This window comes from Candidatus Kinetoplastibacterium desouzaii TCC079E, assembly GCF_000340795.1.
Taxonomy (GTDB): domain Bacteria; phylum Pseudomonadota; class Gammaproteobacteria; order Burkholderiales; family Burkholderiaceae_B; genus Kinetoplastidibacterium; species Kinetoplastidibacterium desouzai.
Genome location: NC_020294.1, coordinates 563120 through 577046, shown reverse-complemented (window position 1 = coordinate 577046; position 13927 = coordinate 563120). Strand labels below are relative to the sequence as shown.

Genomic DNA, 13927 nt, shown 5'->3' with positions numbered 1-13927 from the left:
TTAATTTAATGGAGTTTTGAATGAAAGTTTTTTATGACAAGGATTGTGATTTATCTTTAATTAAAGGTAAGACTGTTGCAATAATAGGGTATGGATCACAGGGTCATGCTCATGCATTGAATTTACATGAGTCAGGTGTTAAGGTTGTAGTGGGATTAAGAAAGAATGGTGCTTCTTGGAATAAGGCTGTAAATGCTGGTTTGCAAGTTAAAGAAGTTTCTGAGGCAGTTAAGATTGCTGATGTTGTTATGATGTTGTTGCCTGATGAAAATATTGCAGCATCTTATAACAAAGACGTTCACAGTAATATTAAAAGTGGTGCTGTATTAGCCTTTGCACATGGTTTTAATGTTCATTATGGACAAGTTGTTCCACGTGAAGATATTGATGTTATCATGGTAGCTCCTAAAGCTCCTGGTCATACAGTTAGAGGTACTTATAGAAATGGTGGAGGTGTTCCTCATTTAGTTGCTGTTTATCAAAACAAGTCTGGCGTTGCTCGTGATATTGCTTTATCTTATGCTTGTGCTAACGGCGGTGGTCGTGCTGGAATTATAGAAACAACTTTCCGAGAAGAAACAGAGACTGATTTGTTTGGAGAGCAAGCAGTGTTATGTGGTGGTACAGTTGAATTAATAAAAGCAGGATTTGATACATTAGTTGAAGCTGGTTATGCTCCTGAAATGGCTTATTTTGAATGTTTGCATGAATTAAAATTGATAGTAGATCTTATTTATGAAGGTGGTATAGCCAACATGAATTATTCTATTTCTAATAATGCTGAATTTGGTGAGTATGTCACTGGACCTAGAGTAGTTACAGAAGAAACTCGTAAGGCTATGCGTCAATGTTTGACTGATATTCAAACAGGTGAATATGCAAAGAATTTTATTTTGGAGCATGTTGCTGGTGCACCTACACTAACTTCCCGTCGTAGAATTAATTCTGAATCATTAATTGAAAAAGTTGGTGGTGAATTGAGATCTATGATGCCTTGGATTACAGCTAATAAGTTAGTAGATAAAACTAAGAATTAGTATTAATTAATTGTTAGTTAGGCATTATTAAACGGTATACTTTCTAAAAACGTATACCGTTTTTTTGTTTGAGAACAATCTTTTAATATTGAGCTGTATTTTATTAAATTAATTGTTTTAAGATTGTTATTATTTTTTTTTGATTTTTTTATGCGAGATTTTGAAAATCGTCATCGTAGTATTTATTTGTTGCCTAATATTTTTACTACAGCATCTTTATTTGCTGGTTTCTATGCAATAGTCCAAGCAATGAGTGATTGTTTTGAGATTTCCGCAATTGCTATTTTTGTTGCTATGGTTTTAGATGGAATGGATGGTAGGGTAGCTCGTATTACTAATACTCAATCTTCCTTTGGTGAGCAGTATGATTCTCTGTCTGATATGACATCTTTTGGAGTTGCTCCGGCATTGGTGATTTATGAATTTGTACTTCATGAAATTGGTCGTTGGGGTTGGCTTGCTGCTTTTGTTTATGTGGCTGGAGCTGCTTTAAGATTAGCTCGTTTTAATGCTAATATAAACTATATTGATAAAATGTTTTTTCAAGGTTTGCCTACTCCTTCAGCTGCTGCTTTAGTTGCAGGTTTTGTTTGGTTGATCGTTGATAATAAGATCTCAATTCATGATGGATATGTCGCTTGGGTTGCTTTCTCTCTTACAATGTATTCTGGTATTGCAATGGTTATAAATGTTCCATTTTACAGCGGTAAAAATATTTCTTTAGGTAAAAGTGTTCCATTTTGGAGTATTTTACTTATAGTTGCTGTATTTGTTTTTATTTCTAGCAATCCTCCGTTAGTTCTTTTTTGTTTGTTTGTAATATATGGTTTGTCTGGATGGGGATTTCTTTTGTACAGGTGGCGTAAAGCTTCTAGTATTAAGAAATATCGATATAAGAATTTATAATTATAGATTATAGTAATATTTGTTTTACTTATTAAATTGTATATAATCATAATTGGTTTTTATATTTATTATTTTCACTTTAAAACACCTCAGTTTTAAAGCAAGTTTTAGAGGAAGTTGAATATGTCTGTTGTTGATATAGATAAGGGTAGTATTGTTTCTAAATTCCAACGTTCTGGCAAGGACACTGGATCTCCAGAAGTGCAAGTAGCTATTTTAACTGCTAGAATTAATGATCTTACCGGTCATTTTAAAAAGCATTTAAAAGATCATCATTCTCGTAGAGGTCTTTTGAAATTAGTTAGTAGGCGTAGAAAGCTCTTAGATTATTTAAAAAGTAGAAACATTAATTCTTATAAGAGTTTAATAGAGAAATTGAATTTGCGTAAGTAGTAGTTCTATCATTTTTTTATATGTTAGTTATTGTAACCGTGGTTGGCGCAATTTATTTCGCATAATAACCACGGTTTTTTTTTAAGGATATTTTTGTGTTTAAGAAAGTAATTAAATCATTTAAATATGGTTTGCATGATGTAGTTTTAGAGACAGGCGAGATTGCTCGTCAGGCATCGGGAGCAGTTCTTGCTTCTATGGGTGATACAGTTGTTTTGGCTACAGTTGTAGGAAATAAAGAAACTAAGAGTGGCCAAGGTTTTTTCCCTTTAACTGTAGATTATATTGAAAAAACTTATTCAGCTGGAAGGATTCCAGGAGGATTTTTTAAAAGAGAAGGAAAATCTTCTGAAAAAGAAATATTAACTTCTAGATTAATAGATAGACCTTTAAGACCTCTTTTCCCAGAAGGTTTTTATAATGAAGTTCAGATAGTCGTTCATGTGTTATCAGTAGATCCTGAAATTGATCCTGATATTATTTCTATGATAGGATCTTCGGCGGCTTTAGCTATTTCAGGAATACCTTTTAAAGGCCCAATTGGAGCAATAAGAGTAGGTTATTTAGAAGAGGAATTCATAGTAAATCCTACAAAAAATCAATTATCTCATTCTGATTTAGATCTTGTATTAGCAGGAACATCAGATGCTGTTTTAATGGTTGAATCTACTGCTAAAGAACTATCAGAATCTTTAATGCTAGAAGCTATTGCGTTTGGGCACGATCAGATGCAAGTTGTTGTTGATAATATTTGTGAGTTAGTTAAAGAAGCAGGTAAACCAGAATGGGATTGGGAGCCTAATTGTCATGATAGTAATTTGGTAAATTTAATATCAGATAATTACTACTCTGAGATATCTTCAGCTTATAATATTAAAGAGAAACAAAAGCGCTCAACAAAACTGAAAGAAATAAAAATAAGAATTAAGGAGTTTGTTTGCAGTAAGGTGATAGAGAACAATGAAATTATTTCAGATTGTGTACTTGATGATATTATTTTTAATATAGAATCTAAGGTAGTTAGAGGGAAAATTCTATCTGGAGAGCCAAGAATAGATGGTCGTAATACAAGAACTGTACGTCCTATTAGTATTCGTCTTGGTGTTTTACCAAGAGCTCATGGTAGTGCTTTATTTACTAGGGGTGAAACACAAGCTTTAGTTGTTGTTACGTTAGGAACAAAACATGATGAGCAAATAATAGATTCATTATCTGGTGAGTATAGAGATAAGTTTATTTTTCATTATAATATGCCGCCTTTTGCAACAGGGGAAGTTGGACGTATTGGTGTTCCTAAAAGAAGAGAAATAGGTCATGGTTATTTGGCTAGAAGGTCATTAACTCCGATGCTACCTGATTCCAAAGATTTTCAATATACAATGAGGCTTGTTTCTGAAATAACAGAATCTAATGGTTCTTCGTCTATGGCTTCTGTTTGTGGTGGTTCATTAGCAATGATGGATGCAGGTGTTCCTATAGGCAAGCATGTTGCAGGTGTTGCTATGGGATTAATTCTAGAGGATGATAAGTTTTCTATTTTAACTGATATTCTAGGAGATGAAGATCATCTTGGAGATATGGATTTTAAGGTTGCAGGAACAGTTGATGGGATCACTGCTTTGCAAATGGATATTAAAATCCAGGGGATTACAAAAGATATTATGGATGTTGCTTTATCTCAAGCAAAAGAAGGACGTTTATACATTCTTGATAAAATGCAAAATTCTATAGATTCATCTCGCTTGGAAATGTCTTCGTATTCTCCAAAAATGTTAACATTAAAAATTAATCCTGACAAAATTAGAGATGTGATTGGTAAGGGTGGAGCTACAATACGTTCAATTACAGAAGAAACAGCTACTCAAATAGATATATCAGAAGATGGAACTGTTGTAATCTCTGGTGTTGATAAAGACAATGTGCAAGAAGCTCAAAGAAAGGTAGTAGAGCTTACTACTGATGTTGAGGTTGGTGGTGTTTATGAGGGAAAAATATTACGTATTTTAGATTTTGGTGCTATTGTGCAGTTATTTCCAGGTAGAGATGGTCTGCTTCATATTTCAGAAATATCTAGTACTAGAATTCAAAATATTAATGATGTTCTTTCAATAGGGCAAAAAATAAAAGTTAAAGTTATAGAGTCTGATGATAAAGGAAGACTTAGATTATCAGCTAAAGTTTTAAAAGAAACTTAAGTCAAATATGGTGTAATGGTGCACCTGGCCGGAGTCGAACCGGCATGCCTTTCGGCGAGGGATTTTAAGTCCCTTGCGTCTACCAATTTCGCCACAGGTGCGGTAGATATATTGTTTGCCAATAATAGTAAATTATATCATTTATTTTTACTATACTAAAGAAATTTCTTCTTTTATTGTGTGGATATAGATATATAAAATACACTTTACAACATTTACATATAGTAATAGTATATAACTATTATTAAATTAAAACGGAAGTTTGGCAGAGTGGTCGATTGCACTGGTCTTGAAAACCAGAGATCCGAGAGGATCCCAGGGTTCGAATCCCTGAGCTTCCGCCAACTAAGTTAATGTGCTCTTTATTGGAATTTCTAGGTACTATAAACCTATTTTAGGTGTTATGTTTTCAAGCTTTCTTAACTACATCTTATATATTTATAATATGTAAGCTAGTTTTACTGTAAGTTTATTTTGGATTTCTTATTATTTATCTTAAGGTTTTCAAGTGAAAGTTGTAGAAATAAATGGTTATGGTGCAGCTGATGTTTTACGTATAGCTAATAGACCGATCCCAAGACCTAAAAAAGAAGAGGTTTTAATTAAAGTAATAGCATCTGGTGTCAATAGACCTGATATTTTTCAGCGTCAAGGATTATATAACCCACCTAATGGAGCTTCAGACCTATTGGGATTGGAGGTTTCCGGAGAGATTATTGATGGTGACCTGTCGTCTGGTGAATTTAATATAGGTGATAAAGTCTGCGCATTGGTTAATGGTGGAGGTTATTCAGAGTATTGCTTAGCTCATATTTCTCATTGTTTGATCATTCCTGATAGTGTTAGCATTGAAGATGCAGCAGGTTTGCCAGAATCTCTTTTTACAGTTTGGAGTAATGTTTTTGGTATAGGTCATTTATCTGTAGGTGATTCATTATTAGTTCATGGTGGATCTAGCGGAATCGGTGTTATGGCAGTTCAAATTGCTAAAGCCCTAGGATATTATGTTTATGCTACTGCAGGGACTGATAGAAAAGTTATTGCTGTCGAATCTTTAGGTGCCGTGAAGTGTATAAATTATAAAAATGAAGATTTTGTAGATAAAATACTAGAGTTGACAAATATGAATGGTGTTAATTTGGTATTAGATATGGTTTCTGGTAGTTATTTGCAAAGAAATATCAAAATACTATCAGAGAATGGTATTATATCCATAATTGCATTACTTGGTGGGTCTCGTAGTTTTATTAATTGTGCTGATATTTTAAAAAAAAGATTACGTATTTCTGGTTCAATGTTACGTTCTCAATCTGTTGCTTTTAAGGCAAATTTAGCCAAATCACTTATTAAATATGTTTGGCCGCTCATAGAAAAAAAACTTGTAAAACCTGTGACATATGCTTATTTCCCACTTGATCAGGTTTCATCTGCTCATAAGATGATGGAATCTGGAGAGCATATAGGTAAAATAATTTTAAAGATCTAGATTAATATCTTGTTCTTATATTTTTAACATTATGGAAGCTGTTAATTTTTATGATTAAAAAAAAATCTACTCGTCTTATTTTAGGCAATTGGAAAATGTTTGGGAGTTTTTTTGATAATGCATATTTGCTCAATGGCTTGAAATCTGTAGATGATTCTTTTTATTGTGATATGGGTGTTTGTGTGCCATATCCATATTTGTTCCAGGCTTCGTTATTTTTACAAAACAGTAAATGTTCTTGGGGGGCTCAAGATATAAGTTTTAGAACTTCTGGTCCTTATACTGGAGAAGTTTCTGGTGCAATGTTAAGAGAATTTGGTTGCAAATGGGTAATAGTTGGTCACTCTGAAAGGCGTCTGTTTCATGGAGAGACAGATTTGGATGTGTCTAAAAAAATAGAGGCAGCTGTATCTAATAATATTGTGCCGGTAGTATGTGTCGGTGAGACTCTTGAGCAGTACGAATCTAATGAGTCATTGCAAATAATTGAAAAACAGGTAAATTCTATTCTAGAGTTAGATTCTTCTATAGTTTCTAAAGCTATTGTTTCTTATGAGCCGATATGGGCTATTGGGTCTGGGTGTCCAGCCAATCCAGATTATGCTCAGAAAATTCATTCTATGATTAGAGAAATATTCATTGGTAAAGGTGTAAATAATATTAAAATATTATATGGTGGTAGTGTGAAACCAGATAATGCATTTGATTTTTTTGCTATGCCTGATATAGATGGAGCTTTAGTTGGAAGGTCATCCTTGGATCTAGAGGATTTTTTAGCAATTGCTTCTATAAAGTGTTGATTTTAAGGTTTTAAAAAATGATTTCTTTTTATTCATTAGTAGTAATTATTCAAGTTATTTCAGCCTTTTTTATTATTATGTTAATTCTTTTGCAAGATGGAAAAGGGTCTGATATTTCTTCATTTAGCACCAGTGGTTCTGCTTTTAGTGTTTTTGGAGCTTCTGGAGTGGCTAATTTTCTTTCTAGAACTACTAAATGGTTTGCGATTATTTTCTTTGTTAGTACAATTGGATTGTCATATTTAAACAACAAAATGTTTATTCAGCAACCTGTTTCCAGTGTTATGGATATAGAAGTTAAAAGTGTTGATGCGTCTATTCCTAACAATGTTGAAACTGATATAGCTGTTAAATAGCTAATAATTAGCAAAATAACCAAGATGGTATAATAAAATTTTTACTATATATAGTTTTAATTTTTGTGTGTTACAATTACCATCGTTATTTATGTTCAAGGCCGATGTGGTGGAATTGGTAGACACGCTATCTTGAGGGGGTAGTGGTTTTATTACTGTGCGAGTTCGAGTCTCGCCATCGGCACCATTTGCTTGATTTAAAAAATGTAATTTAAACCTTTATTGTTTTAAGTTAATTAAATAAAATGTTTGTGTAATTAATTTTTAATTATTAATGTTTTTTCTTTTTGTTTATTGTGTTATTGTAAGTTTGTAACACTTTTATGTTTTTGTTGTTTTTTATTGGGGTTTTACCATGGGAGTATTATAATATTCTCTGGTTAAGTAATTTAGTAAAAGACTGATTGTTAATATAGTGAAATATTGATAGTGCAGATTAATGGTTAAATAATTAATGGTAAGATGATTGTTACAACGCTTACTTTACTTTTATTTTGTGCGTCATTGGTGTCAGTCTAGCTAAATTTTGATGCAATATCTCCAACTTCCATTTGCGGAGTTAAGAGGCTTTGCATTGAGTATGTTTTGCTCTTGTCACTCAAATTATTGGAGATTTCTTAAATGAAAAAAACTCTGCTTGCAGCTGCTTTGGTTACCAGTTTTGCTGGTATTGCCCAGGCAGAAACGGCTGTTACTTTATATGGATTAGTTGATACAGGTGTTTGTGCAAACACTGTAGAGGTTCGCGATTTTCGTCGAGTAAAACATAAGATTAGTCGAATTGGTCCTGTTGCTGGAGCCCAAAGTGGTTCTCGCTGGGGGTTAAAGGGTACTGAGGAATTAGGCAGTGGTTTGCGCGCCGAGTTTGTATTAGAGGGTGGTTTTAATTCAGGAAATGGTGATTCTGCGCAGACAAACCGAGCCTTTGGAAGACAGGCTACTATTGGCTTGGCAAATGACACCTGGGGTCGTGTAGATATTGGTCGTCAAACTAATATAGCTGGTAAGTATTTTAATAATATTGATCCATTTAAAGGTGGATTTGAACAATCATCTATGGGAATGAGTATTGGTACTGCTAATGTTCGCTATGATAACATGGTTATGTATCAAACCCCTTCTTTTAATGGTGTTGATATTGGTGTTGGTTATTCTTTTAGTGTGGATACAAAGTCAGCTAAATCTGAACGTATTACAGTAAACAATGCATTTTCAGCTGAAGAAGCAGCCAACTGGAGAACTAACGAGAACGATCGTGCCTTTACAACTGGAATTCGTTATTCTAATGGTCCAGTAACCGCAGCTGCATCTTTTGATTGTATCAATGGTTCTAAAAGACGTGTAGAGCGTGATGCTTATTTTGATGTAAGTCCAAGATCATATGCAATTGGTGGTTCTTATGATTTTGAAGTTGCAAAGGTGTCTGTAGCTTATGCTAAAACTTTAGATGGATGGATTGGTGCTCTTAATGTAGATGGTTATAAAGATCTTATAGGATTGAGCCGTTTAATTACAGAATACGCAGATGGATTCCGTTCAACTTCTTATGTTCTTGGTGTTAGTGCTCCATTATCTGACTCTGATAACGTTTTTGGATCATGGCAACGTGTTTCTGTAAATGCAAAACCTAAAGGAGCTAGACTTACTGGTGATAATGACGCTATGAATGTTTATAGTGTTGGTTATACACATAATTTATCTAAGCGTACTAATTTATATGCTTATGGTTCTTATGCTTCTGACTATGCTTTCTTGTATAGTGCAAAGAGTAAGGTTGTTGGATTTGGTGTTCGTCATTCATTCTAAATCTAATAATCAAGTAGTTTAGGTATGTTACGTAACTATACTTAGCTTTATTGGGTGTATTCCAATATTGAAAGCCACCTGTCTTTAGTAGAGGGTGGCTTTCAATTTTTTAAAAGAATATTTCTTTAAGAGTAATAGTTTATTCTAAGTGTTATAATATTAAATTATTTTCAGATTTCTTCATTAGGAATTAACTGTTATGATTTTAGAGCAATACTTTCCTGTGTTCTTTTTTATATTGGTATCGATAGTTCTTGGTTTTATTTTATTGCTATTAGGGTATTTGTTAGGGAAAAGATCTCCTTATCAAGAAAAAACATCTCCTTATGAATGTGGGTTTGAATCATTTGGTGATGCTCGTATGCAGTTTGATATACGTTATTATTTGGTAGCAATATTGTTCATATTATTCGATCTTGAAATTGCGTTTTTGTTTCCATGGGCTATGGCACAAGACTCATTAGGTATTAGTAGTTTTTTTGCTGTTTTGGTGTTTTTAGCTATTTTAGTTATTGGTTTTGTGTATGAATGGAAGAAGGGTGCTATAGAGTGGGAATAGTTTCTTATAAAAAATATTGTTTTTTTTTCAGAGATTGAATTTATGTCTACAGAAGGTATTCTTAAACAAGGTTTTATAACTACTAGTGCTGATAAGGTTCTGAAATGGGCTCAGTCTGGTTCTATATGGCCAATGACTTTTGGGTTGGCTTGTTGTGCTGTTGAAATGATGCATGCTGGAGCAGCTCGTTATGACCTTGATCAGTTTGGTATTATTTTTAGACCAAGTCCACGTCAGTCTGATTTGATGATCGTTGCTGGTACTTTATGTAATAAAATGGCTCCAGCTTTAAGAAAAGTATATGATCAGATGCCAGAGCCTAGGTGGGTTTTATCTATGGGGTCATGTGCTAATGGAGGTGGTTATTATCACTACTCTTATTCAGTAGTGAGAGGTTGTGATCGTATAGTTCCAGTTGATGTTTATGTGCCTGGTTGTCCTCCTACTGCTGAAGCTTTGATTTATGGTCTTTTTCAAATGCAAAAGAAAATTACTGCGAATAATAATATTACAAGGTAGTTTTAAAAAATTTTGAAAAAGTAAATATTCTTTATTAAATAAGGATTTAAATTTAGATGAATCAATTGGAAATTTTAAAAAATACTCTATGTCAGACTTTAGGAAATTATCAGGTGAATTTATTAGATATTGCTTTTAATGAATTGACACTAGAAGTTATGCCTGATGATTGGTTGGATGTTTGTGATGTTTTAAAGTCAGATAATAGATTATGTTTTGAGTCTTGTATTGATTTGTGTGCTGTAGATTATTTGTCTTGGGGCAAGACAAGTCTTAGTGAGGTTGATGAAGTTTTTTCTGGAAAGCGTTTTGCGGTTGTTATACATCTATTGTCAATCGTAAAAAACTGGAGACTACGAGTTAGAACATGGGCAAGTAGCAATGATTATCCAGCTATTGACTCTTTGGTAAAATGTTGGCCAGGAGTTGGATGGTTTGAAAGAGAGGCCTTTGATTTATTTGGGGTGGTATTTAATAACAACCCAGATCTAAGGCGAATAATAACTGACTATGGGTTTGTTGGCCATCCATTTCGCAAAGATTTTCCATTGTCAGGGCATGTAGAGATGACTTATGATGAAGATCTTAAAAAGGTTGTATATAAGAATGTTAGTATTGATACAAGAGAAATCACCCCAAGAATTATTCGTGAAAGTTCATATGGATTATAATTATAATAGTTATTATGGATATTAAAACTTATACCTTAAATTTCGGTCCACAACATCCAGCAGCTCATGGTGTTTTAAGATTGGTTTTGGAGTTGGATGGAGAGGTTGTACAAAGAGCCGATCCTCATATAGGTTTGTTACATAGAGCAACAGAAAAGTTAATAGAGAGTAAAACTTATATACAAGCTTTACCTTATATGGATCGTTTAGATTATGTTTCTATGATGTGTAATGAACATGCGTATGTTATGGCAATTGAAAAATTATTAGGAATAGATGTTCCTATAAGAGCCCAATATATAAGAGTTATGTTTGATGAGATTACACGGGTATTAAATCATTTGATGTCATTAGGTTCTCACGCATTAGATGTAGGTGCGATGGCTGTTTTCTTATATGCTTTTCGGGAACGTGAAGATTTAATGGATTGTTATGAGGCTGTTTCTGGGGCTAGAATGCATGCTGCTTATTATAGACCTGGAGGTGTTTATAGAGACTTGCCTGACTCTATGCCACAATATAGTAGTGTTTCTGAAAATATACATGGTAAAAAAGATTTTGAGAGAATGAATGCTGCACGTTCAGGGTCTTTGTTGGATTTTATTTATGATTTTACTGAAAGATTTCCTGGGTGTATAGATGAGTATGAAAATCTTTTAACAAACAACAGAATTTGGAAACAAAGGTTAGTTGGAGTCGGAGTAGTTTCTCCTGAAAGGGCTAAAGCGTTGGGTTTTACTGGTCCTATGTTGCGTGGTTCTGGTGTTGTTTGGGACTTACGAAAGAATCAACCTTATGAAATATACCAAGATTTAGATTTTGATATTCCTGTTGGTGTTAATGGAGATTGCTACGATAGATATTTGGTTCGTATAGCTGAAATGAGAGAAAGTAATAAGATTATACGTCAATGTGTGAAATGGTTACGTGAAAATCCAGGAGTTGTTATTACTGAAAATTGTAAGTATACTCCTCCCAAAAGGGTAAATATGAAAACAGGAATGGAGGATCTTATACATCACTTTAAGTTTTTTAGTGAAGGTTTTAGTGCTCCTGTTGGTGAAGTTTATTCATCAATAGAACATCCTAAGGGTGAGTTTGGTATTTATTTGTTATCAGATGGTGCTAATAAACCTTATAGAGTTAAAATTCGTGCTCCTGGATTTGCTCATTTGCAGTCTTTAGAAGAAATGTCAACAGGCCATATGATTTCTGATGTGGTTACTATTATAGGAACACAAGATATTGTGTTTGGAGAAATAGATCGCTAATTATTTGTATTAGGATCTAAATTTAAATTTATTTAAACTGAAGACAGATAAAATATGTTGCTTTCTAAAAAATCATATCAGAGAATAGATTCGGAACTGGATAAGTTTCCTAAGGATGAACGTCGATCCGCTTTAATATCAGCGTTGGCTATTGCTCAAGAAGAAAAATCTTGGTTATCTTTAGATATTATAAAAGAAGTAGCTAATTATATAGGAGTGCCTTTTATAGCAGCACAAGAAGTTGCAACATTTTATAGTATGTTTAATACGAAACCTATTGGTAAAAACAAAATTTCTATTTGCACTAATCTCTCTTGTGCTTTAAGAGGAAGCGTTGAAATATCTTTGTGTTTAAAAAGAAAATTAGGTATTGATTTTCATGAGACTACTCAGGACAAGAAATTTACTTTAGTTGAGAGTGAGTGTTTAGGTGCTTGTGGTGATGCTCCTGTTTTATTAGTTAATAATAATAAAATGTGTGTAAGGATGACTGAGGAAAAAATAGATTTTTTGATTAAGTTTCTCTCAAATGAAAAGGGAGAATAGACTATGGAATTTGAGTTTTCTGAAAATACTTTATTTAATGCTCTAGAGCCATCGCCAGATGGAACTTTGAATAATTCCATGTGTTTCCATGGTAGACATATTTCTCCGTTAATTTTTGACGGTATTAATGGTAATAATTGGAGAATAGAGGATTATTTAAAAAGAAATGGTTACAAAGCTATAAAAAAAATCCTTGAATCTAATATGACTCCTGAAGCAGTTATAGAAGAAATTAAGATGTCATGTTTACGGGGTAGAGGTGGAGCTGGTTTTCCAACTGGTTTGAAATGGACTTTTATGCCACGTGGATATGAAGGTCAGAAATATTTAGTTTGTAATTCAGATGAAGGTGAACCTGGAACATTCAAAGATCGTGATATATTAAGATTTAATCCTCATTTGGTAATAGAGGGCATGATAATAGCTGCTTATGCTATGAATATTACTATTGGTTATAATTATATTCATGGTGAAATTTTTGAGGTTTATAGTCGATTCGAAGAAGCAATAAATGAAGCAAGATTAGCTGGTTTTTTAGGATCAAATATATTGGGTTCTAATTTTAATTTTGATTTGCATGCAGTGCATGGTTATGGAGCTTATATATGTGGTGAAGAAACTGCATTGTTGGAATCATTGGAAGGTAAGAAAGGTCAACCTAGATTTAAACCTCCTTTCCCTGCTAGTGTTGGTCTATATGATAAACCTACTACGATTAACAACACTGAAACTTTTGCTTCTGTTCCTTGGATAATATTAAATGGTTCTGATAAATATTTAAAGTTAGGAAAACCCAATAATGGTGGGACAAAAATTTTTTCTATTAGCGGAGATATAAAATTTCCTGGTAATTATGAAGTGCCTTTAGGTACACCATTTAGTGTTATTTTAGATTTGGTTGGCGGAATGCGTAATAATAATAAGTTAAAAGCCGTAATTCCAGGTGGGTCTAGTTCACCTGTTTTGCCAGCTGATATTATAATGAATTGTACAATGGATTATGATTCCATATTTAAAGCTGGTTCTATGTTAGGTTCTGGAGCTGTTATTGTTATTGATGAAACTAGATGTATGGTTAAATCTTTACTAAGATTATCTTATTTTTATTATGAAGAAAGTTGTGGTCAATGTACTCCTTGCAGAGAGGGTACAGGTTGGATTTATCGAGTTTTAAATAGAATAGAAAATGGTTCTGGTAATGCTGGTGATTTAGAGTTATTAAATTCAATAGCCAATAACATTATGGGTCGTACAATTTGTGCATTGGGAGATGCAGCAGCAATGCCTGTTATAAGTTTTTTAAAACATTTTCAAAATGAGTTTTCTTATCATATAGAAAACAAATCATGTTTAGTAAAAAAATATTTGTAGAGTCTGAAAAT

Annotated in this window: 14 protein-coding genes and 3 tRNA genes; 16 read left to right on the top strand and 1 reads right to left on the bottom strand. The window is 33.2% G+C overall.

Going from position 1 to position 13927, the window contains the following annotated elements; all coding sequences use genetic code 11:
• Nucleotides 1-20 precede the first annotated feature (20 nt).
• The 4 genes from ilvC to pnp all read left to right on the top strand — a co-directional run bounded on the left by ilvC (nt 21) and on the right by pnp (nt 4531).
• Nucleotides 21-1037 carry a ketol-acid reductoisomerase gene (ilvC, locus tag CDSE_RS02685; RefSeq protein ID WP_015396471.1) on the top strand — a complete coding sequence of 339 codons (1017 nt, stop codon included), beginning with the start codon at nt 21-23 and terminating at the stop codon, nt 1035-1037.
• A gap of 150 nt (nt 1038-1187) precedes the next feature.
• Nucleotides 1188-1943, top strand: coding sequence for a CDP-diacylglycerol--serine O-phosphatidyltransferase (pssA, locus tag CDSE_RS02680; protein WP_015396470.1), 756 nt, complete (start codon nt 1188-1190; stop codon nt 1941-1943).
• A gap of 123 nt (nt 1944-2066) precedes the next feature.
• A complete protein-coding gene (gene rpsO, locus CDSE_RS02675) occupies nt 2067-2336 on the top strand; it encodes a 30S ribosomal protein S15 (RefSeq protein WP_015396469.1) in 270 nt (89 codons plus the stop codon).
• A 95-nt stretch (nt 2337-2431) separates the two neighbouring features.
• On the top strand, nt 2432-4531 hold the full coding sequence (gene pnp / locus CDSE_RS02670) for a polyribonucleotide nucleotidyltransferase (protein ID WP_015396468.1): 2100 nt from the start codon (nt 2432-2434) through the stop codon (nt 4529-4531).
• A 16-nt stretch (nt 4532-4547) separates the two neighbouring features.
• On the opposite strand, the gene CDSE_RS02665 is transcribed toward pnp, so the two are convergent.
• Nucleotides 4548-4632: transfer RNA gene (locus CDSE_RS02665), tRNA-Leu, on the bottom strand.
• A 155-nt stretch (nt 4633-4787) separates the two neighbouring features.
• Between CDSE_RS02665 and CDSE_RS02660 the strand changes: the two genes are divergently transcribed.
• From CDSE_RS02660 to nuoF, 12 genes are all read left to right on the top strand, one after another.
• A tRNA-Ser gene (locus CDSE_RS02660) sits at nt 4788-4875 on the top strand.
• A gap of 164 nt (nt 4876-5039) precedes the next feature.
• Nucleotides 5040-6017, top strand: a complete 978-nt coding sequence (locus CDSE_RS02655; protein ID WP_015396467.1) for an NAD(P)H-quinone oxidoreductase — start codon at nt 5040-5042, stop codon at nt 6015-6017.
• Nucleotides 6018-6067: 50 nt separating this feature from the next.
• Nucleotides 6068-6817, top strand: a complete 750-nt coding sequence (tpiA, locus tag CDSE_RS02650) for a triose-phosphate isomerase (RefSeq protein WP_015396466.1) — start codon at nt 6068-6070, stop codon at nt 6815-6817.
• Nucleotides 6818-6834: 17 nt separating this feature from the next.
• The gene (gene secG / locus CDSE_RS02645; protein WP_015396465.1) at nt 6835-7173 is read left to right on the top strand and encodes a preprotein translocase subunit SecG; all 339 of its coding nucleotides are present in this window, start codon (nt 6835-6837) and stop codon (nt 7171-7173) included.
• Between the two features lie 100 nt (nt 7174-7273).
• Nucleotides 7274-7360: transfer RNA gene (locus CDSE_RS02640), tRNA-Leu, on the top strand.
• Between the two features lie 434 nt (nt 7361-7794).
• Nucleotides 7795-8979 carry a porin gene (locus tag CDSE_RS02635; RefSeq protein ID WP_015396464.1) on the top strand — a complete coding sequence of 395 codons (1185 nt, stop codon included), beginning with the start codon at nt 7795-7797 and terminating at the stop codon, nt 8977-8979.
• A gap of 199 nt (nt 8980-9178) precedes the next feature.
• Entirely contained in the window at nt 9179-9538 is a 360-nt protein-coding gene (gene ndhC / locus CDSE_RS02630; protein ID WP_015396463.1) for an NADH-quinone oxidoreductase subunit A, read from the top strand.
• 42 nt (nt 9539-9580) lie between these two features.
• Entirely contained in the window at nt 9581-10057 is a 477-nt protein-coding gene (locus CDSE_RS02625) for a NuoB/complex I 20 kDa subunit family protein (protein WP_015396462.1), read from the top strand.
• A 56-nt stretch (nt 10058-10113) separates the two neighbouring features.
• Nucleotides 10114-10728 (top strand): NADH-quinone oxidoreductase subunit C, encoded by a 615-nt coding sequence (locus tag CDSE_RS02620; protein WP_015396461.1) that lies wholly within the window; start codon nt 10114-10116, stop codon nt 10726-10728.
• 11 nt (nt 10729-10739) lie between these two features.
• On the top strand, nt 10740-11999 hold the full coding sequence (locus CDSE_RS02615; protein ID WP_041186222.1) for an NADH-quinone oxidoreductase subunit D: 1260 nt from the start codon (nt 10740-10742) through the stop codon (nt 11997-11999).
• 54 nt (nt 12000-12053) lie between these two features.
• Complete coding sequence (gene nuoE / locus CDSE_RS02610; protein ID WP_015396459.1) at nt 12054-12545, top strand: NADH-quinone oxidoreductase subunit NuoE; 492 nt, start codon at nt 12054-12056, stop codon at nt 12543-12545.
• 3 nt (nt 12546-12548) lie between these two features.
• Nucleotides 12549-13916 (top strand): NADH-quinone oxidoreductase subunit NuoF, encoded by a 1368-nt coding sequence (gene nuoF / locus CDSE_RS02605; RefSeq protein ID WP_015396458.1) that lies wholly within the window; start codon nt 12549-12551, stop codon nt 13914-13916.
• The last annotated feature ends 11 nt before the right edge of the window (nt 13917-13927 follow it).

Bases quoted from the DNA above. Each gene is read 5' to 3' on its own strand.
- ilvC (WP_015396471.1), top strand. From the start codon at position 21: ATGAAAGTTTTTTATGACAAGGATTGTGATTTATCTTTAATTAAAGGT.
- pssA (WP_015396470.1), top strand. From the start codon at position 1,188: ATGCGAGATTTTGAAAATCGTCATCGTAGTATTTATTTGTTGCCTAAT.
- rpsO (WP_015396469.1), top strand. From the start codon at position 2,067: ATGTCTGTTGTTGATATAGATAAGGGTAGTATTGTTTCTAAATTCCAA.
- tpiA (WP_015396466.1), top strand. From the start codon at position 6,068: ATGATTAAAAAAAAATCTACTCGTCTTATTTTAGGCAATTGGAAAATG.
- secG (WP_015396465.1), top strand. From the start codon at position 6,835: ATGATTTCTTTTTATTCATTAGTAGTAATTATTCAAGTTATTTCAGCC.
- CDSE_RS02635 (WP_015396464.1), top strand. From the start codon at position 7,795: ATGAAAAAAACTCTGCTTGCAGCTGCTTTGGTTACCAGTTTTGCTGGT.
- ndhC (WP_015396463.1), top strand. From the start codon at position 9,179: ATGATTTTAGAGCAATACTTTCCTGTGTTCTTTTTTATATTGGTATCG.
- CDSE_RS02625 (WP_015396462.1), top strand. From the start codon at position 9,581: ATGTCTACAGAAGGTATTCTTAAACAAGGTTTTATAACTACTAGTGCT.
- CDSE_RS02620 (WP_015396461.1), top strand. From the start codon at position 10,114: ATGAATCAATTGGAAATTTTAAAAAATACTCTATGTCAGACTTTAGGA.
- nuoE (WP_015396459.1), top strand. From the start codon at position 12,054: ATGTTGCTTTCTAAAAAATCATATCAGAGAATAGATTCGGAACTGGAT.
- nuoF (WP_015396458.1), top strand. From the start codon at position 12,549: ATGGAATTTGAGTTTTCTGAAAATACTTTATTTAATGCTCTAGAGCCA.